This is a genomic window from Methylobacterium sp. J-072 (assembly GCF_022829425.1).
In the GTDB taxonomy this organism is placed as follows: Bacteria; Pseudomonadota; Alphaproteobacteria; order Rhizobiales; family Beijerinckiaceae; genus Methylobacterium.
The window spans coordinates 18,041-43,805 of sequence record NZ_JAKSYK010000083.1 but is presented as its reverse complement, the minus strand read 5'-3'; the positions used below and the strand labels follow the sequence as shown (position 1 = coordinate 43,805).

General features: G+C 69.6%; 31 protein-coding genes. 10 read left to right on the top strand and 21 right to left on the bottom strand.

Annotated features, from left to right (window positions below; genetic code table 11):
- Window positions 1-79 precede the first annotated feature (79 nt).
- The gene (locus MKK67_RS08430; RefSeq protein ID WP_243963388.1) at window positions 80-403 is read left to right on the top strand and encodes a type II toxin-antitoxin system RelE/ParE family toxin; all 324 of its coding nucleotides are present in this window, start codon (window positions 80-82) and stop codon (window positions 401-403) included.
- Window positions 403-720 (top strand): DNA-binding protein, encoded by a 318-nt coding sequence (locus MKK67_RS08425; RefSeq protein WP_243963557.1) that lies wholly within the window; start codon window positions 403-405, stop codon window positions 718-720. Before MKK67_RS08430 ends, MKK67_RS08425 begins: the two co-directional genes overlap by 1 nt.
- A 13-nt stretch (window positions 721-733) precedes the next feature.
- Here the strand turns inward: MKK67_RS08425 and MKK67_RS08420 are convergent, their stop codons facing one another.
- The 4 genes from MKK67_RS08420 to MKK67_RS08405 form a co-directional block, all read right to left on the bottom strand.
- Window positions 734-1,663, bottom strand: coding sequence for a glutaminase (locus MKK67_RS08420; RefSeq protein ID WP_243963387.1), 930 nt, complete (start codon window positions 1,661-1,663; stop codon window positions 734-736).
- 15 nt (window positions 1,664-1,678) lie between these two features.
- Window positions 1,679-3,448, bottom strand: coding sequence for an ABC transporter ATP-binding protein (locus tag MKK67_RS08415; protein ID WP_243963386.1), 1,770 nt, complete (start codon window positions 3,446-3,448; stop codon window positions 1,679-1,681).
- Between the two features lie 203 nt (window positions 3,449-3,651).
- Window positions 3,652-5,025: an MFS transporter gene (locus MKK67_RS08410; RefSeq protein WP_243963384.1), complete on the bottom strand. Its 1,374-nt coding sequence runs from the start codon at window positions 5,023-5,025 to the stop codon at window positions 3,652-3,654.
- On the bottom strand, window positions 5,022-5,726 hold the full coding sequence (locus MKK67_RS08405; protein ID WP_243963555.1) for a PRC-barrel domain-containing protein: 705 nt from the start codon (window positions 5,724-5,726) through the stop codon (window positions 5,022-5,024). Before MKK67_RS08405 ends, MKK67_RS08410 begins: the two co-directional genes overlap by 4 nt.
- Window positions 5,727-6,046: 320 nt before the next feature.
- On the opposite strand from MKK67_RS08405, the gene MKK67_RS08400 reads away from it, so the two are divergent.
- Window positions 6,047-6,448, top strand: a complete 402-nt coding sequence (locus MKK67_RS08400; RefSeq protein WP_243963382.1) for a hypothetical protein — start codon at window positions 6,047-6,049, stop codon at window positions 6,446-6,448.
- A gap of 251 nt (window positions 6,449-6,699) precedes the next feature.
- On the opposite strand, the gene MKK67_RS08395 is transcribed toward MKK67_RS08400, so the two are convergent.
- The 3 genes from MKK67_RS08395 to MKK67_RS32560 all read right to left on the bottom strand — a co-directional run bounded on the left by MKK67_RS08395 (window position 6,700) and on the right by MKK67_RS32560 (window position 7,895).
- The gene (locus tag MKK67_RS08395; RefSeq protein WP_147857557.1) at window positions 6,700-7,134 is read right to left on the bottom strand and encodes a PRC-barrel domain-containing protein; all 435 of its coding nucleotides are present in this window, start codon (window positions 7,132-7,134) and stop codon (window positions 6,700-6,702) included.
- An 85-nt stretch (window positions 7,135-7,219) separates the two neighbouring features.
- Complete coding sequence (locus MKK67_RS08390) at window positions 7,220-7,705, bottom strand: DUF2721 domain-containing protein (protein ID WP_243963380.1); 486 nt, start codon at window positions 7,703-7,705, stop codon at window positions 7,220-7,222.
- A gap of 67 nt (window positions 7,706-7,772) precedes the next feature.
- Window positions 7,773-7,895 carry a hypothetical protein gene (locus tag MKK67_RS32560; RefSeq protein WP_279594894.1) on the bottom strand — a complete coding sequence of 41 codons (123 nt, stop codon included), beginning with the start codon at window positions 7,893-7,895 and terminating at the stop codon, window positions 7,773-7,775.
- A 244-nt stretch (window positions 7,896-8,139) separates the two neighbouring features.
- Between MKK67_RS32560 and MKK67_RS08385 the strand changes: the two genes are divergently transcribed.
- Entirely contained in the window at window positions 8,140-8,511 is a 372-nt protein-coding gene (locus MKK67_RS08385; protein WP_243963378.1) for an SWIB/MDM2 domain-containing protein, read from the top strand.
- Window positions 8,512-8,609: 98 nt separating this feature from the next.
- Here the strand turns inward: MKK67_RS08385 and MKK67_RS08380 are convergent, their stop codons facing one another.
- From MKK67_RS08380 to MKK67_RS08360, 5 genes are all read right to left on the bottom strand, one after another.
- Window positions 8,610-9,407 carry an SDR family NAD(P)-dependent oxidoreductase gene (locus MKK67_RS08380; protein ID WP_243963376.1) on the bottom strand — a complete coding sequence of 266 codons (798 nt, stop codon included), beginning with the start codon at window positions 9,405-9,407 and terminating at the stop codon, window positions 8,610-8,612.
- A gap of 83 nt (window positions 9,408-9,490) precedes the next feature.
- Window positions 9,491-10,885, bottom strand: a complete 1,395-nt coding sequence (locus tag MKK67_RS08375; protein WP_243963374.1) for an MFS transporter — start codon at window positions 10,883-10,885, stop codon at window positions 9,491-9,493.
- A gap of 160 nt (window positions 10,886-11,045) precedes the next feature.
- On the bottom strand, window positions 11,046-12,392 hold the full coding sequence (locus MKK67_RS08370; protein WP_243963372.1) for a hybrid sensor histidine kinase/response regulator: 1,347 nt from the start codon (window positions 12,390-12,392) through the stop codon (window positions 11,046-11,048).
- Window positions 12,389-13,606: an FIST signal transduction protein gene (locus tag MKK67_RS08365; protein ID WP_243963370.1), complete on the bottom strand. Its 1,218-nt coding sequence runs from the start codon at window positions 13,604-13,606 to the stop codon at window positions 12,389-12,391. The genes MKK67_RS08370 and MKK67_RS08365 overlap by 4 nt, the downstream gene beginning before the upstream one ends.
- Before the next feature lie 147 nt (window positions 13,607-13,753).
- A complete protein-coding gene (locus tag MKK67_RS08360; protein WP_409568381.1) occupies window positions 13,754-14,329 on the bottom strand; it encodes a c-type cytochrome, methanol metabolism-related in 576 nt (191 codons plus the stop codon).
- A 262-nt stretch (window positions 14,330-14,591) separates the two neighbouring features.
- Here MKK67_RS08360 and MKK67_RS08355 point away from each other — a divergent pair, with 262 nt between their 5' ends.
- Both MKK67_RS08355 and MKK67_RS08350 read left to right on the top strand, forming a co-directional pair.
- On the top strand, window positions 14,592-15,284 hold the full coding sequence (locus MKK67_RS08355) for a transglutaminase-like cysteine peptidase (protein WP_243963369.1): 693 nt from the start codon (window positions 14,592-14,594) through the stop codon (window positions 15,282-15,284).
- 153 nt (window positions 15,285-15,437) lie between these two features.
- Window positions 15,438-15,755, top strand: coding sequence for a hypothetical protein (locus tag MKK67_RS08350; RefSeq protein WP_243963368.1), 318 nt, complete (start codon window positions 15,438-15,440; stop codon window positions 15,753-15,755).
- A gap of 41 nt (window positions 15,756-15,796) precedes the next feature.
- On the opposite strand, the gene MKK67_RS08345 is transcribed toward MKK67_RS08350, so the two are convergent.
- A complete protein-coding gene (locus MKK67_RS08345) occupies window positions 15,797-16,240 on the bottom strand; it encodes a hypothetical protein (RefSeq protein WP_243963367.1) in 444 nt (147 codons plus the stop codon).
- A 232-nt stretch (window positions 16,241-16,472) separates the two neighbouring features.
- On the opposite strand from MKK67_RS08345, the gene MKK67_RS08340 reads away from it, so the two are divergent.
- A complete protein-coding gene (locus MKK67_RS08340) occupies window positions 16,473-16,973 on the top strand; it encodes a DUF1203 domain-containing protein (protein WP_243963366.1) in 501 nt (166 codons plus the stop codon).
- Here the strand turns inward: MKK67_RS08340 and MKK67_RS08335 are convergent.
- Genes MKK67_RS08335 through MKK67_RS08320 form a run of 4 tightly spaced genes read right to left on the bottom strand, consistent with a single transcriptional unit; the run spans window position 16,951 to window position 19,700 of the window.
- Window positions 16,951-17,421 carry a low molecular weight phosphatase family protein gene (locus tag MKK67_RS08335; protein ID WP_243963365.1) on the bottom strand — a complete coding sequence of 157 codons (471 nt, stop codon included), beginning with the start codon at window positions 17,419-17,421 and terminating at the stop codon, window positions 16,951-16,953. The genes MKK67_RS08340 and MKK67_RS08335 overlap by 23 nt on opposite strands.
- A gap of 24 nt (window positions 17,422-17,445) precedes the next feature.
- The gene (locus MKK67_RS08330; protein WP_147854441.1) at window positions 17,446-17,928 is read right to left on the bottom strand and encodes a UPF0262 family protein; all 483 of its coding nucleotides are present in this window, start codon (window positions 17,926-17,928) and stop codon (window positions 17,446-17,448) included.
- A gap of 10 nt (window positions 17,929-17,938) precedes the next feature.
- Window positions 17,939-19,234, bottom strand: coding sequence for a histidinol dehydrogenase (gene hisD, locus MKK67_RS08325; protein ID WP_243963363.1), 1,296 nt, complete (start codon window positions 19,232-19,234; stop codon window positions 17,939-17,941).
- A gap of 19 nt (window positions 19,235-19,253) precedes the next feature.
- Complete coding sequence (locus tag MKK67_RS08320; protein WP_243963362.1) at window positions 19,254-19,700, bottom strand: DUF2948 family protein; 447 nt, start codon at window positions 19,698-19,700, stop codon at window positions 19,254-19,256.
- Window positions 19,701-19,905: 205 nt separating this feature from the next.
- On the opposite strand from MKK67_RS08320, the gene MKK67_RS08315 reads away from it, so the two are divergent.
- Window positions 19,906-20,340 carry a hypothetical protein gene (locus MKK67_RS08315; protein WP_243963361.1) on the top strand — a complete coding sequence of 145 codons (435 nt, stop codon included), beginning with the start codon at window positions 19,906-19,908 and terminating at the stop codon, window positions 20,338-20,340.
- Between the two features lie 6 nt (window positions 20,341-20,346).
- Here MKK67_RS08315 and MKK67_RS08310 read toward each other — a convergent pair whose 3' ends face one another.
- From MKK67_RS08310 to MKK67_RS08295, 4 genes are all read right to left on the bottom strand, one after another.
- Window positions 20,347-20,772 (bottom strand): type II toxin-antitoxin system HigA family antitoxin, encoded by a 426-nt coding sequence (locus MKK67_RS08310; protein WP_243963360.1) that lies wholly within the window; start codon window positions 20,770-20,772, stop codon window positions 20,347-20,349.
- Window positions 20,769-21,074 carry a type II toxin-antitoxin system HigB family toxin gene (locus MKK67_RS08305; RefSeq protein WP_243963553.1) on the bottom strand — a complete coding sequence of 102 codons (306 nt, stop codon included), beginning with the start codon at window positions 21,072-21,074 and terminating at the stop codon, window positions 20,769-20,771. The genes MKK67_RS08310 and MKK67_RS08305 overlap by 4 nt, the downstream gene beginning before the upstream one ends.
- An 84-nt stretch (window positions 21,075-21,158) precedes the next feature.
- The gene (gene murA / locus MKK67_RS08300) at window positions 21,159-22,448 is read right to left on the bottom strand and encodes a UDP-N-acetylglucosamine 1-carboxyvinyltransferase (protein ID WP_243963552.1); all 1,290 of its coding nucleotides are present in this window, start codon (window positions 22,446-22,448) and stop codon (window positions 21,159-21,161) included.
- Window positions 22,449-22,533: 85 nt separating this feature from the next.
- Window positions 22,534-22,713, bottom strand: coding sequence for a hypothetical protein (locus tag MKK67_RS08295; RefSeq protein ID WP_243963359.1), 180 nt, complete (start codon window positions 22,711-22,713; stop codon window positions 22,534-22,536).
- 346 nt (window positions 22,714-23,059) lie between these two features.
- On the opposite strand from MKK67_RS08295, the gene hemA reads away from it, so the two are divergent.
- Both hemA and MKK67_RS08285 read left to right on the top strand, forming a co-directional pair.
- Complete coding sequence (gene hemA / locus MKK67_RS08290) at window positions 23,060-24,328, top strand: 5-aminolevulinate synthase (protein WP_243963358.1); 1,269 nt, start codon at window positions 23,060-23,062, stop codon at window positions 24,326-24,328.
- A gap of 590 nt (window positions 24,329-24,918) precedes the next feature.
- Window positions 24,919-25,716, top strand: coding sequence for an inositol monophosphatase family protein (locus MKK67_RS08285; RefSeq protein WP_243963356.1), 798 nt, complete (start codon window positions 24,919-24,921; stop codon window positions 25,714-25,716).
- The last annotated feature ends 49 nt before the right edge of the window (window positions 25,717-25,765 follow it).

Genomic DNA, 25,765 nt, shown 5'->3' with positions numbered 1-25,765 from the left:
GGTGCACTTTTGTGGTGACCGCGCGTGAGTCGGATCGGGATTCGCTGGCGCAGAAGGTCACTTATATGGTACTATTTGGATGAGAGTCCGGGAGTTCATCGATGATCGTGGGCGGAGTCCTTTTGCCGAATGGTTCGATGCCCTGGACGATCAGGCGGCCGCCAAGGTGACGGTTGCGCTCTTACGGATGGAGCAGGGCAACCTGTCCAACGCCAAGTCAGTGGGCGGCGGCGTCGAAGAGTACAGGATCGCCTGGGGACCGGGATACCGCCTCTATTTCGGACGGGACGGGGGCGCCTTGATCCTCCTGCTCTGCGGTGGAAGCAAGCAACGGCAGCATCAGGATATCGGCGAGGCCCGTGCACATTGGGCCGCATACAAACGGCGCAAGAAGGAGGGATGATGGCCCTGACGCGCAGCTTCAAGGAGACGGTGAAAGCCCGTGCCGAGCGCGACCCAGCCTTCCGTGCCGCACTCCTGACGGAGGCGGTCGAACTCTTCCTGGCGGGGGAGGTGGACACAGGGAGGGCGCTTCTGCGTGACTGCGTTAATGCCACCGTCGGGTTCGAGCGCTTGGCGCAGGAGATGGGATCGACCCCGAAGAGCCTGATGCGCATGCTCGGCCCTTCCGGCAACCCGACTGCCAGCAACCTGTTCGCGATCCTGCGCAGCGTCCAGAAGGCTGTCGGTGTCGAACTGGCGGTCACGGTGGCACGCTGAGCCCGAACGCGTCTCAAGCCCCGAACACCGACCAGCCCATCCGCTGGGTCAGGCGCTCCAGGGCGACGCGGCCGAGATGGGAATTGCCCGCGGCGTCGAGGCCCGGCGACCAGACCGCGATCGAGGCCTTGCCGGGCGCCACCGCCAGGATGGCGCCGCCGACGCCGCTCTTGCCCGGTAGGCCGACCCGGTAGGCGAACTCGCCCGAGCCGTCGTAGTGGCCGCAGGTCAGCATGATCGCGTTGATGCGGCGCGCCCGCTCGGCCGAGACGACGTTGTGGCCGGTCGAGGGGTTGCGGCCGTTATGGGCCAGGAACCGCCCGGCCGTGGCGAGCTGCCGGCAGCTCATCGCGATCGCGCAGTGGTGGAAGTAGACGCCGAGGGTGTAGTCCACCGGGTTCTCGATGACGCCGAAGGACTTCATGTAGTTGGCGAGCGCGGTGTTGCGGAAACCCGTGCGCTTTTCCGAGGCCGCCACCCGTTCGTCGATGGTGATGGTCGGGTCCTGGGCCAGGAACTGCATGAAGCGCAGGATCTCGCCCAGCGCCTCCCGGGGCTCGTGGCCCGAGAGGATCAGGTCGGTCACCGCGATGGCGCCGGCATTGATGAACGGGTTGCGCGGCACCCCGCGCTCGCGCTCCAGCTGCACGATCGAGTTGAACGGGTTGCCCGACGGCTCGCGCCCGACCCGATTCCATAGCCGGTCGCCGGCCATGCCGAGCGCCAGGGTGAGGGTGAACACCTTCGAGACGCTCTGGATCGAGAACGGCGTCTCGCTGTCGCCGCCGGCCGTGACCCGACCGTCGGCATCGATGACCGCGATGCCGAACTGGTTCGGATCGACCCGGGCCAGCTCGGGGATGTAGTCGGCCACCGCGCCCCGGTCGGAGCGCTGGGCCATCTCCTCCGAGATCTCCCGGACGACGCTGTCGAGATCGGGCACGGCCGGGCTCGCCGCTCAGGCGGCGGCCAGGGACATCGACATCGATTCCTTCTTCATCAGCTCGCGGAAGAAGCCGTCGAGATGGGTCAGGTTGTCGGGCGAGCCGTCCTGGATGATGCGGCCGCCCTCCAGCACGACGATCCGGTCGAAATCCTGGAGCGTCGAGAGGCGGTGGGCAATGGCGATGACGGTGCGGCCCTTCATGAGGTTGGCGAGCGCCTGACGGATCGCCTGCTCGGATTCCGCGTCGAGCGCCGAGGTCGCCTCGTCGAGCAGCAGGATCGGCGAATTCTTCAGGATCGCGCGGGCGATGGCGATGCGCTGGCGCTGGCCACCCGAGAGCTTGACGCCGCGGTCGCCGACCATGGTGTCGAATCCCTCCGGCAGGGCCTGGATGAACTCGGTGCAGCGCGCCGCCTCGGCGGCCTGCCAGACCTCCTCATCGGTGGCGTCGGGCCGGCCGTAGCGGATGTTCTCGCGCAAGGAGCGGTGGAACATCGATACGTCCTGCGGGACGACCGTGATCGCCTCGCGCAGGGATTCCTGGGTGACGCGCTCGATGTTCTGGCCGTTGATGCGGATCTCGCCGCTCTTCACGTCGTAGAAGCGCTGCAGCAGCGAGAACAGGGTCGACTTGCCGCCGCCGGACTTGCCGACGAGGCCGACCTTCTGGCCCGGCTCGATCGCCAGGTCGAAATCGGTGAAGACCGGGCGCCCGTCCGGATAATTGAAGGCGACGTGGTCGAACTCGATCTTGGCGCCCTGGCCGGTCAGCGGCTTCGCCTCCGGATGGTCGACGAGGTCGTGGGGCTGGAGCAGGGTGTGCAACGCCTCGGCGAGGCGGGCGGTGTGCTGGGTCGCGTCGACCAGGGCCACCGCGAGGTCGCGGGTCGCCGCGAGGATGCGGATGCCGAGCGTGCAGACCAGCACCACCTGGCCGTTGGTCGCCTGGCCGGCCTCCCACATCTGGATCGCCCAGTAGAGCAGGCCGAAGACCGCCAAGACTGTCAGCACCGCGTGCACGATGCGCAACTTCTCGAGATAGAGCAGCGACGAGCGCCGGGCGCGCATCTCGGTGGCGATGGTGCCCTCGAAGCGCTGGCCCTCGCGCTTGAAGCCCGAGAAGGCGCGCACCAGCGACATGTTGCCGACGAGATCGACCATCTCGCCGTCCACCGAGGCCGCCTTGGCGGCGAAGTCGTGGTGCAGCGGCTTTCCGGCCGCGGCCATCTTGAACATCAGCACGACGACGGCGGCGAACACGCCAGCCAGGATCGCCGCCATGGTGGTGTTGACCGTGGCGATGTAGGCGATCGACCCGAAGGCCGCGACGGTGGGCGGCATCACGTTGAACACGAACATGTTCTCGACCGTGAAGATCGCGTTCGAGGTCGCCGTGATGCGCGACGCCAGGGTGCCCGGCTGCCGATCGGAGAAGAAGGTCGGGGAATGGCCGGTCATGTGCCGGAACAGGTCCCGGCGGATGTCGCCGGTGACGCCCACGAAGGTGAAGGCCCCGGTCAGCGCCGCCACGCGCCAGAGCATGTTGTCGGCCGCGATGAAGCCGATCAGGACGGCGAGCGCCCCCCAGACCAGGGTGTTGCCCGGTCCCGGCCCCTTGGTCAGCGCATCGACGACGCCCTTCAGGGCGTAGTCGGTCGAGACCGAGAACCCGACCGCGCCGAGCACGGAAATCAGGATCACCAGGTGGGGCACCCAGCGGCGCCGGAGGTATCGCCCGACGAAGGCGAAGGGCCTCTCAGCGTATTGGTGCAGCTCTTCCATCGCGGTGACCATTCCGTATTCACGCGGCACTGGCGGGTGCGGGCTGAGGCGGAGTGCAACGCGGGCGCAGACAGACCCGCAGCGGCAACGCGACAGCGTTGCCATATGTTGCACCGGCCCGCACCTCCCGCGCGCTTTTATCGATCAAACCTGAACGCCGCTTGAGCGGCGTGGATACACGCAAGCGAATCCGGTGCCGCGGGTCACGCCGCCTCCGGGGGCTGGCGGGTCTCGGGCATGATCAACGCCACCAGCATGAAGGCGGCAAATCCCATGAAGGCCAGCCCCAGGAAGGCGCTGTGGCTCCCCAGGCGGTCGGCCATGATCCCGGAGAGCGAGGTCGAGAGGGCGGCACCCACGCCCATCGCGGTGCCGACCGCGCCGAGCGCCAGGTTGAAACGTCCCGTCCCCCGGGTGAGATCCGAGACCACGAGCGGGACCATGACGCCGAGCACCGAGGCGGAGATCCCGTCCAGCACCTGGATGGCGACCAGGCCGTAGGGGTTGGTCGTGTAGGCGAGCATCAGGCCGCGCACCGGCAGGGCACCGAAGCCGAGGAGCAGCACCGGGTAGCGGCCGAACCGCTCCGCCGCCCGGCCGACGGCTGGGGCGCTCACGGCGAGCACCGCCTGCGGAACCATGATGCAGGCGGCGACCAGGGCGGTGGCGGTCTCGCTCGCCCGCAGGGTCAGGACGCTGCCCACCAGCGGCAGCATCGCGGCATTGGCGAGGAAGAACAGGACCATGCAGGCCGAGAAGCACAGGAGCCCGCGGTTGGTCAGCAGCGCCCGGATCCCGTCCTTCCCGGAGGCGGGCGGCGTCTGCGCCGGGGCGGCCGGCTCCTTGAACACGTTGGCGTCGATCTCCTGGGCGCGGATGCGGCTGAGCGCGATGATCGTCGGCACCACCAGGGCCGCGGTCAGGTAGAACACGGCGCCGTTCGAGAGGTAGTAGCCGATGGCGCCCATGCCGGCGGCGCCGAGGGCGTTGCCGAGCGCCGCGAAGCTCGCGTTGCGGCCGAGGCGCTCGCCCGCCCGCGCCCGCCCGACCAGCCCGATGCTGATCGCCGCGATCGCCGGGGTCAGGACGCAGCTCGCCCCCGAATGGACCGCCATCGCCAGCAGAACCACCGGGAAGCTCGGCCAGACCGCCAGGGCGAAGGCGCTGCCCGAGATGCCGATCACCGCCACCGCGGCGGCGAAGCGCTTCGAGCGCACCACGTCGACGAAGGCACCCCCCGGCACCTGCCCGAGCAGGGCGACGAGGCTCCCGACCGTCAGGGCGAAGCCGATATCGGATTGCGTCCACTTGGCCTGCGAGAAGTAGACGGCCAGGAACGGCCCGAACCCGGTCTGCAGGTTGGCCACGAAGAACGCGAAGGCGTCGAGGCCATGGCGGCTCACCGCCGACAGCGTTCGGTCCACCGGCACGGCCTCCGCGGCGGCCCGCGCCGGCTCGCGCGCGACCTCGGCCGACTGATCCTTCAGGCGGACGGGCCGCGACCGCGGGTCCTGGCGAGACACCTCGCGCTCGCGGGGGGAAACGGCGGGTCTTGCCTTCAATCGGGCCACCGTCACTTATCCGGGGCCTTTTCCGGAGGGGGGACGGGAACCGGCGCAGCCGGAGGCGGGGCAGCAGGCGCGGTCGCGGCAGCGGGCGCCGTTGGGGCGGGCGCCGGCACGGCGGGGCCGGCAGGCGGCGGCGCGGTCGTCGCCTGGTCGCCCTCGGGTGCGGCGGCGGCGGGGCTCGCCGGGCCGAGCACGACGATCGGCTCGCCGGCCTTGTATTCGGGCGACACGCGGACCTGGTTGCGGCTCAGCGCGACCGACAGCTTGCGCTCCTTGTTGCCGTCGGCGGTGAAGCGCAGGGCGCGCCAATCCACGGCGATCTTGCGGGTGCCGACGCCGAGGAAGCCGCCGAAATCGATGATCGCGGCCCGGGGATGCCCGTCCTTGTCGATGATGATGTCGATGACGCGCCCCAGCTCGTCGCCGCCGGCACTGCGCACGCTGCGCCCGAGCAGGCTCTCGTAATCCTGGGTGTCCAGCACCGTTGCCGGCGTTCCCTGCTGCTGCTGTTGCGCGGTGTTCGTCGGGGCCGCCTGCGTTGCGGGGGCTGGTGGCGCCGCGGGCGCCGTTCCCGTGGTCGCGCCCGGGGCCGGTTGGGCGGCGGGCGGGCTCGGGGGCGGAGCCTGGCCGGATGCGCCGTCGCCCCCGGTGGACGGGGCTTGCGCCACGGCTCCCGACGCCCACAGGGCGATCGTCACGGCCGCGATCATCCGGTTGGTTCTGAACACGCTGCGTCCTCTGAGGAAGGGCCGGGCCCCGCCGGCGCGCCGGCAGGACCGCGACCGTATCGGCCGGGTTCGGGCCCGCCGCCGGCGTGACCCCGCCTGCGGACAGATCTCTGCCGAAGGACCTGGGCGAAGTTATGGATCGTCGCAGCCGGTCCGCAAGTTCCACGCCGTTGTCGTGTGGCAACCTCCGGTTCGCACCGCCCCACGGGTGTCTGGTTTTCGCCGCAACCCCAGCGTAGACAGCGGGCCAGAAACCCATGCGAGCCGTGGAGACCACCGCGGCCTGTTGCGAGGACCACACGATGTCGACCCTCACCTCGTCGGGATGCGCCGCAGCGCGCGGCCTCGCGCTCGGCGCCGCCCTGGCCGGCCTGGTGGCCGGCTGTCAGGCGCTCGGCGGCGGGGGCGGCGTGATGCCGGAGACGGAGGTCGGCCTGCCGCCGTCGCTGCGCGGCTCCCTGCCCAACCGCGAGGCCAAGAACGTAGCGGTCGATGCCGAGGGGCAGCCGCTCCAGACCACACCGACCAAGCAGCTCGCGATCCCGCGGAGCGCCGGCGGCGCGACGCAATCGGCCAGCGCCGGCGAGCGTCGGATCCGGCGCGAGGATATCGAGGGCGGCAACGCCGCGAGCAGCGGCGGCAGCAACGCGATGGGTCCGATGCTCTCGCCCGGCGGCAGCGTCGGGCTGGGCGGGAAGTTTTAGGACTCGGCCGTATCGCCTAAGGCTGAGCTGGGCGCCCGATCTGGGAATGAGACGCGCCTTCCCTCCCCCCTTTGCGGGGGAGGGTGGCCCGCGAAGCGGGTCGGGAGAGGGGAGCGACGCTTCCGGAAAGGGCACGACGATTGCCCCATCCCGCACCGTTGCGCTGCCCCTCTCCCGACCCTCGCTGATGCGAGGCACACCCTCCCCCGCAGGGGGGGGAGGGAGCACGCGCTTAGCAACCGCCAACGACTTCACGCCGTCGGCGCGCGCACCCCGTAATAATCCTCGATCTTCCCGCGATAGTTCGGGTCGGCGAAGGCGTCCTCGCCCGGGCCGTGGCTCGGCGCGCCGGCGAGATTGCCGGGATCGATGTCGACCACGTAGCCGCCGAGTTCGGTGCTGTAGGTCAGCGCCTTCCACGGCAGGGGGTGATGGTTCTCGCCGAGCCCCAGAAAGCCCCCGAAGGCCAGGACCGCGTAGGCGACCTGTCCGGTCACCTTATCGACCATGAAGTTGTACACGGCCCCGAGGTGCTTCCCCTCACGGTCGTAGACCGCCGTGCCCTCGACCTTGTTGGACGCGATCAGGCGGGCGGTCTCGTCGATGGCAATGCCCTCGCCGGTGGGATCGAGCTCCAGGGAGCCCGTCTTTCTCACGGGACGCTCGGTGGGCAGATCCGTCGGCATGATGACTCCCGGGTTACGCGGACGGGGCCGGACTTGGATCCGGCCCTGCTGACTAAACGCCAGGGCGGGAGCGGGTTCCGGTCGATCACAGATCCGCAAGCATCCCGGCATTGGCCCGGCGCTGGTTGATCCGGTCCCGGACCGACCGGCTGGCCAGCAGCATCTCGAACCCGAAGGCGCACAGCGCGCACAGGGTGCACAGGATCGCGGCGCCGAACAGGCCGAACAGCAGGCTGGCCACCGTGCTGTCGCGCAGGGCCCCGACGAACAGGGTCAGCACCGAGCCGCAGGTCGCGACGCCTCCGAGCGCGGCCAGGAACACCGCCGCGTCCAGCGCCAGCGAGCGGGTGTGCAGCCGGTCGAGGCGCTGGCCCAGGATGATCCGCTCGGCCTCGCCGGCACCGGCCAGCCGCGTGGAGACGCGCTCGGCCTGATCGGCGACCCGGGCGAGCCGGGCGCCGAACACGTTGAGCAGCGTCGCGAGGCCGGACAGCAGGAAAACCGGGCTCAGCGCCACCTGGACGACGTGGGCGGTGCTTTCCAGGGTGGTGGGTGTGATGGGATCGATCATGGCGCCGGCAGATGCACCGGGCGGCGCGGTGCGGCAATCCCCCCGGAGCGGATGGCGGCTTCGGTGCTCAGACCAAGTGGCGGCCCGGCTCCAGGCCGGGCGCGGCCGGTTCGGACCGGACACCCAGACCAAGACAGAGCACGAGCCCGGTGGCGAGCAACAGCGCGAGCGTGAGAACCGGGGTAAACATGACTGTATTGCTGGCGCCGGATCGTTAAGAGCAGGTTTCGACCGGCGGATTCTGACGAAATCATCTTCGCTGCGGTGCAAATCGGCCGGTTCCGGTGTGGATTTTCGCGCCTGCCCTGTGGATGATGGCCCTCCGAAGGCGATTTCCCCTTGGAACGGCGGCAGCACCGCTTAGTTGCTGCTATGCTGGCTCGGCCGTGGGGCGCTCATGCCCCGGCCTGCGGCCCGAGAACCGGAGGAAGTTTATGGCCACGAAGACCGAGAAGGCTGCGCCGAAGGCGGCCAAGACCACCAAGGCCGATGAGCCGAAGGCTGCCAAGGCCGCTCCCGCGAAGGCTGCCAAGCCCGCCGCCGCGAAGACCGCCGGCGCCAAGCCGAACGCTCTGCAGCAGCCGCTGAAGCCGTCTGCCGAGCTCGGCGCGATCGTCGGCACTGCTGCGCTGGCCCGCGGCGAGGTGGTCAGCAAGGTGTGGGAATACATCAAGAAGCACAACCTGCAGAACCCCGAGAACAAGCGCGAGATCCTCGCCGACGACAAGCTCAAGAAGGTCTTCGGCAAGGACAAGTGCTCGATGTTCGAGATGAACAAGCATCTCGCGGCGCACCTGAAGGCTTGATTGTCTAAGCCCGTGTCCGGCCCCTCGGCCGGACCGGTGGCTCTCGATCAAGCGGGGCTCGATGGCCCTGTGCCAAGGACCGTTTCAATCGAGGTGGTCTACGCGAGACCCTGCAGGACACCGCCATCCACCCGCAGCGCAGCGCCCGTCGTGGCGCTCGCTGCTGGGCTGCAGAGATAGGCGACGAGGTTTGCCACCTCCTCCACCGTCGCGAGACGCTTGATCAGCGACGACGGGCGATGCTCGGCCACGAAGGCCCGGCCCATCGCCTCGAGGTCGGCATCGGCCGCACCTCCGGCCATCTGCTTCATGAACTCTGCCACGCCCTCCGACAGGGTCGGCCCGGGCAGCACGCTGTTGACCGTCACGCCGGTGCCGGCGACCGTCTGGGCGAGGCCGCGGGAGATCGCGAGCTGTGCGGTCTTGGTCATTCCGTAATGGACCATCTCGGTCGGCGTGTTGATGCCGGATTCGCTGGAGATGAAGATGACCCGGCCCCAGCCGCGCTCGGCCATAGCCGGCGCGTAGGCGCGCGACAGGCGCACGCCGCTCATGACGTTCACGTCGTAGAAGCGCTGCCAGTCCGCATCCGGGATCTCGAAGAACGGTTTCGGCTCGAAGATCCCGGTGTTGTTGACCAGGATGTCGACCGACGGCAGCGCCCGGACGAGGGCATCGACCCCTTCGGCGGTGGCGACGTCGCCCGGTGCCGCGAAGGCGCGGCCGGCCTTGGCCTCTCCGCGGAGCTTGGTCAGCGCCGCCTCGACCCGCTCCGCAGTGCGGCCGTTGATGCCGACCTCTGCGCCGAGATCGCAGAGTTCCTTGGCGATGGCGTAGCCGATGCCGCCGGTCGAGCCGGTGACGAGGGCCTTCTTGCCAGTGAGGTCGAGGTCCATGGGCGCAGGCTCCGGGGTTTGGACGAGACGGCGTGGATCTTCGCCAACGCGTGCCGTGCCGGTCGGTGGCATGCCCGGCCCGCCTAACCGCCCTTACCCCGCCGCAGGACGCTGGCGCAGCCGCCGATCGCGGCGAGCGCCACCGCGCAGGAGAGCGACAGGGTCACGGCCCGCTCAGGCCCAAGCCCGTGGGTCAGCCCGAAGATCACCGCCACGAGGGCCGCGCCCAGGGACTGGCCGGTGAGCCGGGCGGTCGATTGCATCCCGCTGGCGCCGCCGGCGCGCTCCCGCGGCGCCGAGGTGACGATCACCTTGTTGTTGGGCGACTGGAACAGCCCGAAGCCGAGCCCGCACAGGGTCAGCCGCCAGACGATGTCGAGGGTGGCGGGCGCCTCCGGCAGCAGCGTCACGCCCACGAGGCCGGCGGCCAGCATCGCCAGCCCGATGCCGCCGAGCAGCCCCGGCGGGTAGCGGTCAGCGAGCCGCCCCGAGACCGGGGCCATGGCGGCCACGGCGATCGGCCAGGGGGTGAGCAGGAAGCCGGTCTGGGTGCCGGAGAGATGCAGCACGTCCTGGAAGTAGAACGGCAGCGCGACGTAGGACACCATCTGGGCGGAGAACGAGGCCACCGAGGTCGCCATCGACAGGGCGAAGGCGGGGATCCGCAGGAGATCTACCGGCAGCAGCGGCGCCGGCAGCCGGATCTGGCGGCGCACGAACACCGCGCCGATCACCAGGGCGGCCACCAGCTCGGCGGCGGCGATGGCCTGGCCCTCCGGATCGCCCAGCCCGTCGATGCCGATGATCAGCAGGCCGAAGGTCAGCGCGTTGAGCACGGCGCTCACCCCGTCGAAGCGGCGTCCGCTCGCCGGTGTCGCCGGCAGGGTGCGCGAGGCCACCGCCAGGGCGAGCAGCCCCACCGGGATGTTGACCAGGAACAGCCAGGGCCAGGTCGCCACCGACAGGATCGCGGCCGCCACGGTCGGGCCGGCAGCCGAGGCCACGGCCACCACCAGGGCCACGTTGGCGACTCCCTGGCCGATCATGCGGTGGGGGTAGATGAAGCGCACGAAGCCGATATTGACGCTCATGATCGCCGCGCCGGCGAGCCCCTGGACGATGCGCCCGACGATCAGCAGGGGCAGGCTCGGCGCGACCGCGCAGGCCAGCGACGCGGCCACGAACACGGCGAGGCCCGGCAGGTAGACTCGGCGGAAGCCGAAGATGTCGCCGAGGGACGCGAACGGCAGCAGGCTCGCCGTCACGGCGACCTGATAGGCGTTGACGACGAAGATCGCGTCGGCCGGCTTCACCGCCAGATCCTTGGCCATCACCGGCAGCGCCACGTTGACGATCGCCCCGTCGAGCACCGCCATGGTCATGGCGAGCCCGATCGCCGCCATCGCCAGGACGCGCTCCCGCGGCGGCAGGCCGTCATGCTGGGCGGGGGCGCCTGTACCGGCCGGGACCTGCGCCATGCGCGCGCTCCTGCGGCGTCCCGGAGGACCGGCGACGTCGATTGCGTGGGACGATCCGGGCGCAGGACGCGCCGCGGAGGCCGGCTTCCTCTCGCGCAGGCGCGGCACAGCGTCGAGGGCCGCGGCGTGTTCTATGTCACGGCGCGGACGGGATTGTTCGTCAGGCCAGCATGTAGGTCAGCAGCGAGCGAAGCTGCGCGGGCTTGATCGGCTTGTGGACCAGTTCGGCGCCGGCCTCCGCCACCCGCGCCTCGATCGCCTCGGAATGGTCGGCGGTGGTGACGATCGCGGGGAGGGGGCGCGCGGACCGTCCGCGGAGATAGGCGGCCACGTCGAGGCCGCAGGCGCCGTCGTCGAGATGGTAGTCGAGCACCAGGATGTCGGGCAGCGCGGCCCCGGCCTCCAGCGCCCCGCGCACGCCGGCGAGATCGCGGAACGTCGAGACCCGGGCATCCCAGTTCTGCAGCAGGCGCGCCAGGGCGTCGGCGGTCGAGGCATCGTTCTCGACCACCAGGACATGGGCGCCCGAGAGCCGGGTCGCCACGGGGGCGGGGGGCGCCGTGGCGGCCGGGACCGCGCTCAGGGGCAGGCCCAGGGTCACCCGGGTGCCGTGGCTGGGCCGGGAGGCCAGGATCAGGGGGTGGTCCAGCGCCTGGGCCATGCGGCGGACGATCGACAGGCCGAGGCCGAGGCCCGGCTCCTCCGCGCCGCCGGTCCGGGCGCCGCCGCGGAAGAATTCTTCGAACACGAGGTCGCGCTCCTCGGCGGCGATGCCGCAGCCGGTATCGGTCACGTCGACCCGGACCCCGCCGGCCCGTCGCCGCGCCGCCAGCACGATGCCGCCGGTCGTCGTGTAGCGAATGGCATTCGAGACCAGGTTCTGAAGGATCCGCTGCAGCAGCATCACGTCGCTGGTGACGGTGAGGTCCGGGCAGCGCACCGCCAGCCGCAGGCCCTTCCGCTCGGCGAACGGCTTGAAGCTCTCCGCCAGCTCCGCCAGCAGGTCGGGCAGAAACACCGGCTGCAGCTGCGGCCGGACGATGCCGGCATCGAGCTTGGAGATATCCAGCAGCGTCTTGATCAGGTCCTCGATCGTCTGCAGGCCGCGCTCGACCTGGCCCGCGATGGTACGCGCCTCGGGCTGCAGGGGGAGGTCGTCGAGCGCCGAGATCGACAGGCGTGCGGCGTTCACCGGCTGCAGCAGATCGTGGCTCGCCGCCGCCAGGAACCGGGTCTTGGAGCGGTTGGCGGTCTCGGCCTCTTCTTTCGCCGCCGCCAGCGCCTCGTTGGAGCGCTCCAGGCGGTGCATCAGCCCGGTCAGCTCCTCGGTGCGGGTGCGGACGCGGCCCTCCAGCATGATCGCGGTCTGGAACAGCGAGTAGGCGCTGCCGCGCTGGTCCATGCTGCGCTCGACATGGGACATCAGCGCGGCGTTGATCCGCTCCAGCTTCTCGATCCGCCGGCGCAGGGATTCGTCGGTCTCGAGACCGCTCGGGTGCAGGGTCATGACGCGACCGGGGCGTCGCCGGTCTCTTCACGCCCGGAAAGTCCCTTGCCGATGGCGATGCCGGTGAACGTCTGGTTCAGGTGCATGGCCCGGTACTGCTCGCCGAAGGTCTCGAAGCCGACGACGTTGTAGCGGCGGTACAGGTCGGCGATGCCGTGGCCCACCTGCCGGCTCTCGGCATCGAGCCGGCGCAGCACGCATTCGAAGCCGATGATCAGGTCGACGCCGCCCACCACCGTGTCGAGGCGGGCCAGCTCGTCCCGGGTGGAGGCGACGATGTCGCGCGGTTCGGCGAGCGTCAGCACCACGCCCTCGTCGATGGCGCAGAAGAAGCTGAGCGACCCATCCTCGTTCATGCGGCGGATCGAGCGGCAGAAATACTCGCCGCCGACCTTCACGGCGAGCGGGGAGGCGGCGAAGCTCATTGGCGACAGACCCTCGGGGTCGAGGCCGATCGCCATGGCGTATTCCCGCGCCGCCGGCTCGGCGTTGAGCTCGTGGACGGTGCGGCGCTCACCGTCCGAAGCGGTGACCACGAACTTGGTTTGCGTCGGCTCGAAATTGTCGCTCTTGAAGATCTCGAACGGGAAGTCGGTCTCGACCAGGACCAGCACCGCCGCCTTGCGGTGGATCCGGCCGCCATGCAGCAGCACCGCGTCCCGGAAACGCAAATCGTCGCCCGCCGAGCCGCCGACGATCGGGATGCCGTCGAGGGCCCAGGCGATCGCCGAGACCACGGTCTCCTCGGCGTTGGCGAGGCCGTCGATCAGCGACAGGGCAAAGCGGCGGTCGGCGGAAGGCGTATCAGCCTCGCGGCAGGGACCCGCCGGGTCGAGGGTCCGGCGCAGGGCCCGCACGGCCGAGGCTGTGCGCTCGACGTCGAGATGGTCGATGGCGTCGAGTACCGTCGAGACGATGCGGAAGCGCTCGGCCGGGAAGGCGATGACGACGAGGCCGCGGTCGAGCCCGCCGGCCGGGGCGATGCCCCCCGACATCGAGCAGCCGGCCACCGGGACGCCGGGGAATTGGGCGTCCATGGCGGCGGCCAGGATCTCGGGATCATAGTCGGCGGAGAAGAACGCGACGATCTGGGACAGGGCCGGGGCGCCGATCGCCCGCACGATGTCGGAGACCGCGTCGGAGGCGGAAGCCGCCCCCGTCCAGGCCGTCCAGATACCGCACAGATGGCGGCGGCCTCCCGTCCCTCGATCCACGGTTCACCCCCCCAGCGCCCCCCGCGGCGAGGTTTTTGCTCGCTCTTCAAGAGTCTTGCCGAGAGTATGTCGTGCGCAACCGAGCGGCGCAACGGGGCGTCGCGCCGCCGGATCGTAGGGCCGGGGAGCGCCGAACGGCGTCGCGCCTCACTTCATGCAGGCATCTTCCGCCTTGGCGAAGGCGGCGGGTTTCGCCTCGTGCTCGGCCGGACGGTTCCGGCCGACCGCCCTGTCCGAGCGGGCGCGCAGGTAGGTGTAGATGTCCGGCAGGTAGCACATGACGTTCCAGTTATCCCCGAAGGCCGGCATGACCAGCTCCTGGGACGCATTCACGTCCTTCTTGCCGCCGCTCACGACGCCGGAAAAATGGGCGTAGCCCATACCCTTGAGCGCATCGACCAGAGAGGGCGCGTAGGTCAAGCCCATGCCGTCGGGGCCGTGGCAGACGATGCAGTTGGCGTTGTACCGAAGGTACCCGGACATCGTGTACCAATCGACCTTCTTGCCGCCCTCGGTGACGTGATAGGTCGGATCGCCGTTCGCGTCGGTGTATTGACCGCCCTGCATCTTGGCCGGCTGCGTGGGGCCGTCGCTCCTAAGATCGCCGGGGCTCACCTGCGGGGCCGGTGACGGGTCCGGGTTCGCGGCCGGACCGGCCGTCAGGAGTCCGATCCCGAGTGCCGCGCGGGCGAACCCCCCGCGCACATCTGCTGTGCATGGCATGAGCGTTCCTCCAGCCGCCCACGGATTTCGGTTTTGCGGTGGCGGCGGCGATCAACGGCGATCACCGTTTCCCAAGACCGTTGGAAATCTTCACGTTTTCGCGTGGTTCGGGCTTACTGGGAGGCGTCGGCGCCACAGGCCGGGATATTCCTACGTCATCCGCGTTGCGCACAGCATTAACCTTTTGTTAATCCGCCGATTGCCGCCGGCCCCCCGGCGTGAGAGCTTTCGTTAACGAGAGCTTAACGGTTGGGTCACGGCGATGCGGTTCGCGGCTTCCAAGGTGCAGGGTTCGGTCGCTGGCGCCGCACCGCGTCGGGTTTCCCGCCGCCGTCGCGTTCTGGCCGGGTTGGCCTGGGCGGCTCTGTGCTTCGCCGGGCTCGGCACCGGAGCGGTGCAGGCGCAGACCTTCGCGAGCCTGCCGTCCCTGCAGGTCGGAGCCGAGCCGCAGGGCGCGGCGCGGCCGATCGCGGCCTGGGTGACGTTCTGCCAGTCCTACGCGGCGGAATGCACCGTCGACCGGAGCGAGCCGGCGCGCATCAGCCTGACCCCGGCGACCTGGGCGACGATCGTCTCGGTCAACCGCCGGGTGAACAAGTCGGTCGAGCCGCAGACCGACATGGAGCACCTCCACGTCGCCGACCGCTGGGACCTCGCCGAGGACGGCATCGGCGATTGCGAGGATTTCCAGCTGCTGAAGCGGCACCTGCTGGCCGAGGCCGGCCTGCCCCGGCGGGCGATGCGGATGACCGTCGTGATCGACGAGAAAGGCGAGGGCCACGCGGTCCTGACCCTGATCACCGACCGCGGCGACATGGTCCTCGACAACAAGACCAACGCGATCGTGCCCTGGCACAAGACCGGCTACGTGTTCATCAAGCGCGAGAGCCAGGATGCGACGGCCTGGGTGTCGCTCGGCGGCGTCACCTCCCCGGTCACCACCGCCAACCGCTGATCGCGCCCGCCCTGCCGGCTTCGCGGGTCGAACGGGCAGGGGGCTCGCGGCCTCGTCATCTGTCCGGGCAATCCCGTGTCCGTTCCGCAGCGGACCTTAACGCTTCGCTAACCCTGTCGGCGTCACCCTGTCCCAGGACCGAGTGCCCGATCCATGCCCCCTGCGTCTTTCACATCGCTCCTGCTTCTCGCGGCGACGCTGCTCGTCTCAGGGCCGGTTCGCGCTGACAGCGAAACCGAGATGCGCCATGGCGGATGGCGCGATTGCCTCAGCCGCAACTTCCGGATCCAGGCCGCGCTCACGGATCCCGATCTCGCCGCGGATGCCGCGTTCCGAGCCTGCCGCGGCGCCGAGGACGCCTATCTCGCGGCCCTGGCGCGTTCCCCGCTCCTCGACGACGACGACATCGCCCGCGCCCGCCCGATGCTCGCCGGCCGCATCCGAGCCTGGCTGGTCGGCAGCAGGGGGTGAGGTGCCGAGGCGCAGGCACAATCCCATAAAGACTTTAGGGTTCATATTCCGCACGCGCAGCACGCCCGGACATTGGCGATCCGCTGTGCAGGTGTTCCAAAATTCGGGCGGGTGACGCCGTAACTGGTCCAGTGCGTAATCCATTGCTTGACGTAATGTCGTCCATTGGGCGCACCGGCGAGTTGATGTGCCGCCCAGCAATCCGCCAGTCGATCCGATGTCGTTCGGATGGCGAGAAGACCGTATTCGTGGACGATATAAAAATGACTGGCATCATTGACCTGGGAATCGACTATCTCTGCTCGAGCTGGGCATAGGAACAGGCTGTCGGTCTTGGCGGACGCAATATTTCCCGCCGTCTCCGAGCAATCCCGGGTGACCGGAACATTCAATAGGCCGCCGATCGGACTCCATTGCGCGTATGCGGGGATGCAATATAAGACGATCGCGCCGGTAATTGTTGTAATAAATCGCGACTTCGGCATAGCATTTTCCTCTAAGAAATTTCTTGATACGTAATCTATAGCAAGATCTGTGGTCCGCGGAAGATTGCGTCGAGCCGATGTGTCCGCCGCGGTAACATTCGATGGTGAAGTGTCGGGACCATCGGGGGCCGTGGATCCCAGGACCTTCGATGCGCACGGCGAGAAGCGACAGCAAGCAATAGGACGCTTTCCCCCGAGAAACCGGCACGGTGCCGGGGACAGGGAGAGCGACATGACCCGATACCGCTGCATTCCGATCGACGACGCCGTCGCGGAGCGCTTCCGCCGGAGCGGTCGCGACGATTTCGACAATCCGGTGCGGCGGGTCACGGCGACCAGCGCGAGCGGGTTTCCATGCCGGCGCTGCCTGTGCTGCGCCGAGCCGGGGGAGCCGATGCTGCTCGGATCCTACGATCTCGGGCGACCGCGCGGCATCTACTGGACCCCGAGCCCGATTTTTCTGCACGCGCGATCCTGCACCGGCTTCACCGCGGTGGAGGTCGTCGCCCCGATCATCCGCGCCAACACCCTCGTATCGGTCCGGGCCTATGACGCGGAGGATCTGTGCCTGTACGACCTCGGCCATGTCTGTCCCGGCGCGGAGGTCGATACGGCACTGCTGCGTGCGCTCGAAGACCCGCGCACGGCCTTCGTCAACGTCCACACCGCGCGGCCGGGCTGCCTGCTGTCGCGGGTCGAGCGCGTCGAGGCTACGTCTTCAACCGCGCCTTGATCCGCCGGGTGAGCCCATCGCGCACGTCCCGGTAGGCGTCGAGCCGCTGCTCGCGGGAGGCATCCTGCAGCAGGGTCGGGTCCGGCGTCGGCCAGTACTCGACATCGGCCGCGAGCGTGTGGGTCAGGGCGAGGGCGCGGTGGTGCGCCTCCGGCGAGAGGGTGATGATCAGGTCGAAGTTCAGCCCCTCCCAATCCTCCAACTGCTCGATGGTGCGGGGGCGGTGCCGAGTCGCGTCGATGCCGACCTCGTCGAGCGCCGCGATCATGAACGGGTCGGTCGGCTCGCCCGAGCGCACGCCGGCCGATTGGACGTAGGTCGACTTGCCGAAATAGGCCCGCGCGATCGCCTCGGCCGCGGCCGAGCGCACGGCGTTGAAGTTGCACATGAACAGGACCGACTGGACCCGCCGCTTCTTCGGGGTGGTCTCGGGGAAAGGCTCAGCCATCGCCTCTCGGGGCCGGAAGGCGCCCTAGCCTTTCCAGTGCAGGGCGAAGATCAGGGTGAACAGGCGGCGCGCCGTGTCGTGGTCGAGATCGACCTTGCCGTCGAGGCGCTGCTTGAGCGTGTCCGAGGCTTCGTTGTGCAGGCCGCGCCGGCCCATGTCGATCGCCTCGATCTGCGACGGCGAGGCGGTGCGGATCGCGTTGTAGTAGCTCTCGCAGATCATCTCGTAGTCGCGGATCACCCGTCGGAACGGCGTCAGCGACAAAAGGTGCGTCATCACCGGCTCGCCGTCCACCGTGCTGATCGCGAAGGACAGCTTGTTCTCGACGAGGCCGAGCGTCAGCATGTAGGGCCCTTCCCGGCCCGGGATCGTGAAGGAATTGTCCTCCAGGATGTCGAACAGCGCGATCGCCCGCTCGTGTTCCTGATCCGGGTTGCCGCGGGCGATCGACGCCTCGTCCAGGCTTACCTTGGCGAGGCGGTTCGGCCCGCGCTGCTTCTCGGCCATCCCCAAGACCTCACAGGTTCAACCGGATCGCGACGGAGCGGGCGTGACCTTCCAGACCCTCCGACCGGCCGAGCGTTATCGCTGCCGGGCCGAGCGCCCGCAAGCTCTCCGGGGTGCAAGCAAGGATTGTCGTCCGCTTCATGAAATCGAGGACGCCGAGGCCGGAGGAGAACCGCGCCGAGCGGGCGGTGGGCAGCACGTGGTTCGGGCCGCCGACGTAATCGCCGATCGCCTCCGGCGTGTGCGACCCCAAAAAAATCGCGCCGGCATTGCGGATCTTGCCCGAGAGCGCTTCGGCATCCTGGGTCTCGATCTCAAGGTGCTCGGGGGCGAGCCGGTCGACCAGCGGGACCGCCTCGTCGAAATCCCGCACCCGGATGATCGCGCCGTAATCGCGCCAGCTCGCCCGGGCGATCTCGGCCCGGGGCAGGGTGGTGAGCGCCCGCTCGACGGCGGCTTCCGCGGCCTCGGCCAGATCGGCGCTGTCGGTGATCAGCACCGCCTGGGCGGCGGTGTCGTGCTCGGCCTGGGCCAGGAGGTCGGCGGCGATCCAGTCGGGGTTGGCGTGGCCGTCGGCGAGGATCAGCACCTCGGAGGGGCCGGCGATCATGTCGATCCCGACCTGCCCGAACACCCGGCGCTTGGCCGCCGCCACCCAGGCATTGCCCGGGCCGACGATCTTGGCGACCGGCGCGATGCTGGCGGTGCCGTAGGCCAGCGCCGCCACCGCCTGGGCGCCGCCGACCCGGTAGACTTCGTGGACCCCGGAGAGCCGCGCGGCGGCCAGCACCAGCGGGTTGAGGGTGTTGTCCGGCGTCGGCACCACCATGACGATCCGCGGCACCCCCGCCACCCGGGCCGGCACCGCGTTCATCAGCACCGAGGAGGGGTAGCTCGCCGTGCCGCCCGGCACGTAGAGGCCGACCGATTCCAGCGCCGTCCAGCGCCAGCCGGCGGTGACGCCGAGCGCGTCGGTCGCCCGGTGGTCGTGCGGCTTCTGCTGCGCGTGGAACGCTTCGATCCGCTCCGCCGCGAGGCGCAGGGCGTCGAGGGCCTCGGCCGGGCAGGCCGCCACGGCCGCGTCGATCTCGGCCTCGGTGATCCGCAGGGCGTCGGCGGAAAAGTCCGCGCCCAGCCGGTCGAAGCGGCGGGTGAATTCGACCAGGGCCGCGTCACCGCGGGCGACGACCTCACTGATGATGCCGCGCACCGCCTCGTCGACATCCTCGGCGATCTCGCGTTTCGCGGTGAGCAGCCGCGCGAAATCGGCGGCGAAATTCGGAGCTTGGCTGTCGAGCCGGACCATCGGGTGTCTTTCGTCTGTCTCAGGCCGCCGGGCCGGGTGCGGTCATTCCATCGAGTTCGTGGCCGGGGCGGGCGACCGCCTCCCAGACCGGGCCGAGATCCTTCATCCGAACTTCGATGCACTCGACCTCCAGCCGGACCGCCGCGCCGCCGGAGAACACCATGTCGATATGGCCGGAGGGCGGGTCGGTCGCCTCGAAGGTGAGGGCGAGCAGGCTCATCGGCATCGCGTCCCCCGGGGCCAGGCCGCGGGTCTTCACGCGCAGGACGCGCTCAAAGTGCACCCCTGCCAGGCGCCGACGCGGCGGGACGTCCGGCGTCCAGTCGAAGCGCCGCACGACCATCAGGAAGCGATGCTCACCCGCCAGGTAGGTCAGATCCTCCGGCCGCAGGATCGCGTCCTGGAGGTGCGCGGAGATCACGGTCAGGTCCTCGGTATCGAGGGCGGCGAGCTTGAGCAGCTCCATGAAAGGATCCTCGGGGATAACGGGGCGCGGGCGGACAGCGACGGCCTCGCGGCACGCCGTAGGTAGCGGCCCGACCCCGCTCGGGCAACGGCTGGGGCCGGGACGGCGGTCTCAGCGATGGTTCATCCGACTCACGCTATGCCGGCCGGGTGCCGTCAGGAAGGCCGGCCGGACGACCGAGACGACGATTCGAGGCAGGACGACGATGGTGAAACGGATCCCGCTCGCGGCCCTGGCCGCCCTGACCCTGGCGCCGCTGGTCGCCGCCCCGGGGCGCGCGCAGGTCGGCCCGGACGCGGATGTCTACGTGTTCGGCCGCCCCGGGCCGGACCGCTACGAGTACGATCGCCGCCGTCGCCCCCCGCCCCCGCCGCCACCGGAGGACGATTGGCCCCGCCGGCCTCCGCCCCCGCCGCCGCCGCTCTATGACGATTACGACCGCCCGCGTCGGCGCCCGCCTCCGCCTCCGCCGCCCCCGGACGACGATTATGATCGACCGCGCTACGACCGGCGCTGGCGCAGCGGCAGCCTCTGCGTCACGGCCCGGGGCGATTGCCCGACGCGGCCCGCCCCGTACAACGCGCCCTGCGGCTGCGAGATACCGGGCTTCGGCTACAAGCGCGGGCAGATCGGGGGCTGAGGCGGCTCAGGCGTCGTGTTCGAGACGATACGGCGCCGCCAGCAGCGCGATCGGCAGGTGCCAGGCCTCGCTGATGGCGCGGATCTGCGCGAGGTTCAGGGGCCGTTTCCGGCTCAAGATCTCCGAGGCCCGTGCGCGCGAGCCGAGAAGACGCGCCAGCTCCGCCTGCGAGCGGCCCATATCGGTGATGGCGGCGTGCAGGATCTCGACCGGGTCGGCCGCCGTGATCGGGAAGGTCCGCTCTTCGTAGGCCGCGATCAGGGTAAGGAGAATCTCGAACCGGTCGCCGTCGGGTGTCCCGACGTCAGGCTCCTTCGCGAAGTAGCGATCGACTTCCGCAAGCGCCCAGCGGTGATCGTCGGCCGTGCGAATTGGCCTGACATCCTTGACCGTTTCTGTGTGTCGAACAGCGTCCGTTTCGATCTGCATCATCCGATCTCCACCGTGAGCGGATCAACGGCATCATATTCGGCATGCGTGCCGACAAATTTTATCTGGCACGCCTTGTAGGTGTAGGACACTCTGGCGATCAATCGATACTTATTGCCGCCGATATCGAAGATGACCCGGTTATCGCCAATGAAATCTACCGTGTTGCCGAACATGCGCTTGATGTCGGCCGGACCTGCCCACGTGGCTTTCGTGACCTGACCATACCAAGTCCGCAGCGGCACCTCCGACCGAGGATACCGCGTCCAGAAAGCCACGAGGGCAGAGCGCGCCACGACGTTCACGCTCACGACATTAGTCCGTTCCCAGATTGGGAACAAGGCGCCTTCGGGTCGGCGAGACGCCGTTCAACCGAAATCAGATTGGCTTCAGGCCCGAACCCGCTCGATCTGCGCGCCGCAGCGTCCGAGCTTCGCTTCCAGCGCCTCGAAGCCGCGGTCGAGGTGATAGACCCGGTTGATCTGGGTCTCGCCCTCGGCGGCGAGGCCGGCGATCACCAGGGAGACCGAGGCGCGCAGGTCGGTCGCCATCACGGGCGCGCCCTTGAGCCGCTCGACGCCCTCGACGATGGCGAGGTCGCCCTCGAGCCGGATCTTCGCGCCGAGGCGGGCCAGCTCCTGCACGTGCATGAAGCGGTTCTCGAAGATCGTCTCGCGGATATGCGACTGGCCCTTGGCCAGGGTCATCAGCGCCATGAACTGCGCCTGCAGGTCTGTGGGGAAGCCCGGGAACGGGTCGGTGGTCACGTCGACGGCCGCGATGCCGGCGCCGTTGCGGCGCACGCGGATCCCGCCCTCGACCTGGCTGATCTCGGCTCCGGTGGTCGACAGCACGTCGAGCGCCGAGTGCAGCAGCTCGGCCCGGGTATCCTTGAGGATCACGTCGCCGCCGGTCATCGCCACCGCCATGGCGTAGGTGCCGGTCTCGATGCGGTCGGGCAGCACCGCGTGGCGGGCGCCGTTCAGCCGGGCGACGCCCTCGATCTCGATCCGGGGCGTGCCGGCGCCGCGGATCTTGGCGCCCATCTTGTTCAGGCATTCGGCGAGGTCGACCACCTCGGGCTCGCGGGCGGCGTTCTCGATCACCGTGGTGCCGTAGGCGAGCGAGGCCGCCATCAGGGCCACATGCGTGCCGCCGACCGTGACCTTGGGGAAATTGATCTCGGCCCCGCGCAGGCCGTTCTTGGTCTTGGCGACCACGTAGCCGGCGTCGATCTCGATCTCGGCCCCGAGCCGCTCCAGGGCCATGATCAGCAGGTCCACCGGCCGGGTCCCGATGGCGCAGCCGCCCGGCAGCGAGACCTTGGCCTCGCCGAACCGGGCGAGCAGGGGCGCCACCACCCAGAAACTCGCCCGCATGGTCGAGACCAGGTCGTAGGGGGCTGTGGTGTCGATGACGTTCGAGGCGGTCAGCCGGATGGTCTGGCCGGTCTCGGTGGTCTGTCCGGGGCGCTTGCCGACGACCATGTGGTCGACGCCGTGATTGCCGAGGATCCGGGTCAGGGCGGAGATGTCGGCGAGCCGGGGGACGTTGATCAGCTCCAGCGTCTCGCCGGTGAGCAGGCTCGCGATCATCAGCGGCAGCGCCGCGTTCTTTGCGCCCGAGATCGGGATCACGCCGTTGAGGGGCGCGCCGCCGGTGATGTGAATGCGGTCCATCATGTGTCCTCGGGCGGCGCACCTCCCTGGCGCGCGGCCGGCCGTTCTCCTGGTGGACGCCGCGGCGCCCAGGCTTGGCCGTCCCCTATAGACCGGATTTGTCGGAATCTGGACCGCCGGAATCGCGCTCGTCCGGGCCGGACCTGTCGGCGTCCGGTGACGACCCGGTCTCGGCGCGTCCGCGCCCCTGCGCCTTGCGGCGGCGCAGATTCTCGCGGAGCGCCGCCTTCAGGCGCTCGGCGCGCGCATCCTTGCTCTCGCTCATCGCGCGGCCCTTCGTCGCCGCAGGCTTGAGACACGCGATCCCGCACCAGGGCAGGCCATTCGGCATGAAGACGGGCGGGTGCTCAAGGATCTGGCGCCGTGTTCGGGTGGGTTGAAGCCGCCCGCGAGGCTAGCGAGTTCGTCCCCGCCTCTCAACGGGCGCAGGGCAGCGATGTCGGAACCTTACCTTGAACCAGTTCCAGATCCGCGCGTATCTTCCACCCTTCACGCGAAGGACTGGACCGAGGCCGGACCTCGATCGCGGGACTTGGGTGCCGCGATGGCACCGCCCGCACGGCCGCACACGCGAAGGACGCTCGATGACCGTCACCCGGATGCCTAGCACGATGCCCGCCCAAGCGGGTTCGACGCGCGCCGGTTCTGGCTATGAGCGGTACTTCCGGGGCGCCCTGGACCAGCTCCACGGCGAGCGGCGCTACCGCGTCTTCGCCGATATCGAGCGCATCTCCGGCCGCTTCCCCACGGCCAAGTGGCGTAAGCCCGACGGCAAGACCACCGAGATCACCGTGTGGTGCTCCAACGACTATCTCGGCATGGGCCAGCACAAGGAGGTGGTCTCCGCGATGACCGATACCGCCGCGCGCTGCGGCGTCGGGGCGGGCGGCACCCGCAACATCGCCGGCAACAACTCGCCGCTGGTGGATCTGGAGCGCGAGCTCGCCGACCTGCACGGCAAGGAGGCCGGGCTCGTCTTCACCTCGGGCTACGTCTCGAACCAGGCCGGCATCTCGACCATCGCCAAGCTGATCCCGAACTGCCTGATCCTGTCCGACGCCTTCAACCACAACTCGATGATCGAGGGCGTCCGCCATTCCGGCTGCGACAAGAAGATTTTTCGCCACAACGACCTCCAGCACCTGGAGGAGCTGCTCCGCGCGGCCGGCGACCGGCCGAAGCTGATCGTGTTCGAGTCGGTCTACTCGATGGACGGCGACATCGCGCCGATCGGCAAGATCTGCGACCTCGCCGATAGCTACGGGGCGATGACCTATCTCGACGAGGTCCACGCGGTCGGCCTGTACGGCCCCCGCGGCGGCGGCATCTCTGAGCGCGACGGCGTGATGCACCGGGTCGACGTGATCGAGGGGACGCTCGCCAAGGGGTTCGGCTGCGTCGGCGGCTACATCACCGCCTCGGCAGCGATCTGCGACGCGGTGCGCAGCTTCGCTCCGGGCTTCATCTTCACCACGGCCCTGCCGCCGGCGGTGGCCGCGGCCGCCCGGGCCTCGGTGCGCTACCTCAAGCGCTCGCAAGCCGAGCGCGAGGCGCACCAGGCGCAGGCCGCCGCCACCAAGGCGGCGCTGACCGAAGCCGGCCTGCCGGTGCTGGAGACCGAGACCCACATCGTTCCGGTGATGGTCGGCGACGCGGAGCTGTGCAAGGCGGCGGCCGACCACCTGCTGGAACGCCACGCCATCTACATCCAGCCGATCAACTACCCGACGGTGCCGCGCGGCACCGAGCGCCTGCGGATCACGCCCTCCCCGTTCCACGACGCGGCCCACATCGCCCGCCTCGCCGCGGCGCTGGCTGAGACCTGGGAGACCCTGGATCTGCCGCGCGCCGGGACGGTGTTCGTCGAGGCGGCGGAATAGGGTTTTTGCGGTCGCAGGCTGCGGCTGGATCCACGCCTCTCTGCTGCCCCCTCTCCTGCACGGGCTGCGACGCTCACACATCTGCAGACGAAGCGCGGGTCCCCTCGCCCCGCTTGCGGGGAGAGGCCCGCACGGACCTCGTCGTCCGTGTGGGAAGCGCAGGCGAAGCCGGAGCGGCGGTGAGGGGGTGGTTCAGGACGAGGCGCGCGTCCGGAACCGCCCCCTCACCCTCGGCTGCCGCCTCGCTTCGGCGACGACGAGGTCGCCGAAGCCCTCTCCCCGCAAGCGGGGCGAGGGGATACCCGCACCGATGCTGGAGCCGAAGCACGGACCGTCGCGCAAAAAGGGCCGAACTCGATCTGTGAATCCGCTAGCCCGCACGGGAGAGGGGACCCGCGCCTTCTGCGCCGACGGCATGAAAGCGGCTACGATCGAAACCTGTGTCGCCCGTAGCTCTGCGGGGGAGGGGGCGCTCCGCACCACAAGCCACCAACCTCTTCCGGATCCCCCACTCCCCGGCAGGCTCGTCTTTTCCGGCGCCGGCCTGTAACCACGGCGCCAGCACCCATCCCCGAAAAGTCGCGAAAAAAATGATCTCCTCTCCGCTCATGACCGTGATGGTCGATGCCGTGCGCAAGGCCACCCGCGGACTGCGCCGCGATTTCGGCGAGGTCGAGAACCTCCAGGTCTCGCGGAAGGGCCCGGGCGATTTCGTCTCCGCTGCGGACCGGAAGGCCGAGGAGACCCTGCGCGACGCCCTGATGAAGGCGCGCCCCGGCTACAGCCTGGTTCTGGAAGAGAACGGCATCATCGAGGGCACCGACAAGAGCCACACCTGGCACGTCGATCCCCTCGACGGCACCTCGAATTTTCTGCACGGCGTGCCGCATTTCGCGATCTCGGTCGGGCTGGAGCGCGAGGGCCAGATCGTGGCCGGCGTCATCTTCGACCCGATCAAGGACGAGCTGTTCGTCGCCGAGCGCGGCAAGGGCGCCTACCTCAACAACCGCCGCCTGCGGGTCTCCGGCCGGCAGGACATGGCCGACGCGCTGGTGGGCTACGGCACGCCCTATCTCGGCCGCGGCAGCCATCCGCGCCTGCTGCGCGAACTCGGCGCCGTGATGGCGGTGGCCGGCGGCACCCGGCGGATGGGCTCGGCGGCCCTCGACCTCGCCTACGTCGCCTGCGGGCGCCTCGACGGCTACTGGGAGCGCGATCTCCAGACCTACGATTTCGCCGCGGGCGTGATCCTGGTGCGCGAGGCCGGCGGCTACGTCACCTCGGCCGACGGCGCGGCCGAGCCCCTGGCCGCCCGCTCGGTGGCCTCCGGCAACGAGGTGCTGCACCGGGAGCTGCTCGCCCTCCTCAAGAAGGTCCAGGCGGCCTGATCCGCTGCGAGGATCCTCAAAACTGGTCAGGGGCCGGGGCATCTGCTTT

Bases quoted from the DNA above. Each gene is read 5' to 3' on its own strand.
- MKK67_RS08430 (WP_243963388.1), top strand. From the start codon at position 80: ATGAGAGTCCGGGAGTTCATCGATGATCGTGGGCGGAGTCCTTTTGCC.
- MKK67_RS08425 (WP_243963557.1), top strand. From the start codon at position 403: ATGGCCCTGACGCGCAGCTTCAAGGAGACGGTGAAAGCCCGTGCCGAG.
- MKK67_RS08415 (WP_243963386.1), bottom strand. From the start codon at position 3,448: ATGGAAGAGCTGCACCAATACGCTGAGAGGCCCTTCGCCTTCGTCGGG.
- MKK67_RS08405 (WP_243963555.1), bottom strand. From the start codon at position 5,726: ATGATCGCGGCCGTGACGATCGCCCTGTGGGCGTCGGGAGCCGTGGCG.
- MKK67_RS08400 (WP_243963382.1), top strand. From the start codon at position 6,047: ATGTCGACCCTCACCTCGTCGGGATGCGCCGCAGCGCGCGGCCTCGCG.
- MKK67_RS08395 (WP_147857557.1), bottom strand. From the start codon at position 7,134: ATGCCGACGGATCTGCCCACCGAGCGTCCCGTGAGAAAGACGGGCTCC.
- MKK67_RS08390 (WP_243963380.1), bottom strand. From the start codon at position 7,705: ATGATCGATCCCATCACACCCACCACCCTGGAAAGCACCGCCCACGTC.
- MKK67_RS32560 (WP_279594894.1), bottom strand. From the start codon at position 7,895: ATGTTTACCCCGGTTCTCACGCTCGCGCTGTTGCTCGCCACCGGGCTC.
- MKK67_RS08385 (WP_243963378.1), top strand. From the start codon at position 8,140: ATGGCCACGAAGACCGAGAAGGCTGCGCCGAAGGCGGCCAAGACCACC.
- MKK67_RS08380 (WP_243963376.1), bottom strand. From the start codon at position 9,407: ATGGACCTCGACCTCACTGGCAAGAAGGCCCTCGTCACCGGCTCGACC.
- MKK67_RS08375 (WP_243963374.1), bottom strand. From the start codon at position 10,885: ATGGCGCAGGTCCCGGCCGGTACAGGCGCCCCCGCCCAGCATGACGGC.
- MKK67_RS08370 (WP_243963372.1), bottom strand. From the start codon at position 12,392: ATGACCCTGCACCCGAGCGGTCTCGAGACCGACGAATCCCTGCGCCGG.
- MKK67_RS08360 (WP_409568381.1), bottom strand. From the start codon at position 14,329: ATGCCATGCACAGCAGATGTGCGCGGGGGGTTCGCCCGCGCGGCACTC.
- MKK67_RS08355 (WP_243963369.1), top strand. From the start codon at position 14,592: ATGCGGTTCGCGGCTTCCAAGGTGCAGGGTTCGGTCGCTGGCGCCGCA.
- MKK67_RS08350 (WP_243963368.1), top strand. From the start codon at position 15,438: ATGCCCCCTGCGTCTTTCACATCGCTCCTGCTTCTCGCGGCGACGCTG.
- MKK67_RS08345 (WP_243963367.1), bottom strand. From the start codon at position 16,240: ATGCCGAAGTCGCGATTTATTACAACAATTACCGGCGCGATCGTCTTA.
- MKK67_RS08340 (WP_243963366.1), top strand. From the start codon at position 16,473: ATGACCCGATACCGCTGCATTCCGATCGACGACGCCGTCGCGGAGCGC.
- MKK67_RS08335 (WP_243963365.1), bottom strand. From the start codon at position 17,421: ATGGCTGAGCCTTTCCCCGAGACCACCCCGAAGAAGCGGCGGGTCCAG.
- MKK67_RS08330 (WP_147854441.1), bottom strand. From the start codon at position 17,928: ATGGCCGAGAAGCAGCGCGGGCCGAACCGCCTCGCCAAGGTAAGCCTG.
- hisD (WP_243963363.1), bottom strand. From the start codon at position 19,234: ATGGTCCGGCTCGACAGCCAAGCTCCGAATTTCGCCGCCGATTTCGCG.
- MKK67_RS08320 (WP_243963362.1), bottom strand. From the start codon at position 19,700: ATGGAGCTGCTCAAGCTCGCCGCCCTCGATACCGAGGACCTGACCGTG.
- MKK67_RS08315 (WP_243963361.1), top strand. From the start codon at position 19,906: ATGGTGAAACGGATCCCGCTCGCGGCCCTGGCCGCCCTGACCCTGGCG.
- MKK67_RS08310 (WP_243963360.1), bottom strand. From the start codon at position 20,772: ATGATGCAGATCGAAACGGACGCTGTTCGACACACAGAAACGGTCAAG.
- murA (WP_243963552.1), bottom strand. From the start codon at position 22,448: ATGGACCGCATTCACATCACCGGCGGCGCGCCCCTCAACGGCGTGATC.
- MKK67_RS08295 (WP_243963359.1), bottom strand. From the start codon at position 22,713: ATGAGCGAGAGCAAGGATGCGCGCGCCGAGCGCCTGAAGGCGGCGCTC.
- hemA (WP_243963358.1), top strand. From the start codon at position 23,060: ATGCCCGCCCAAGCGGGTTCGACGCGCGCCGGTTCTGGCTATGAGCGG.
- MKK67_RS08285 (WP_243963356.1), top strand. From the start codon at position 24,919: ATGATCTCCTCTCCGCTCATGACCGTGATGGTCGATGCCGTGCGCAAG.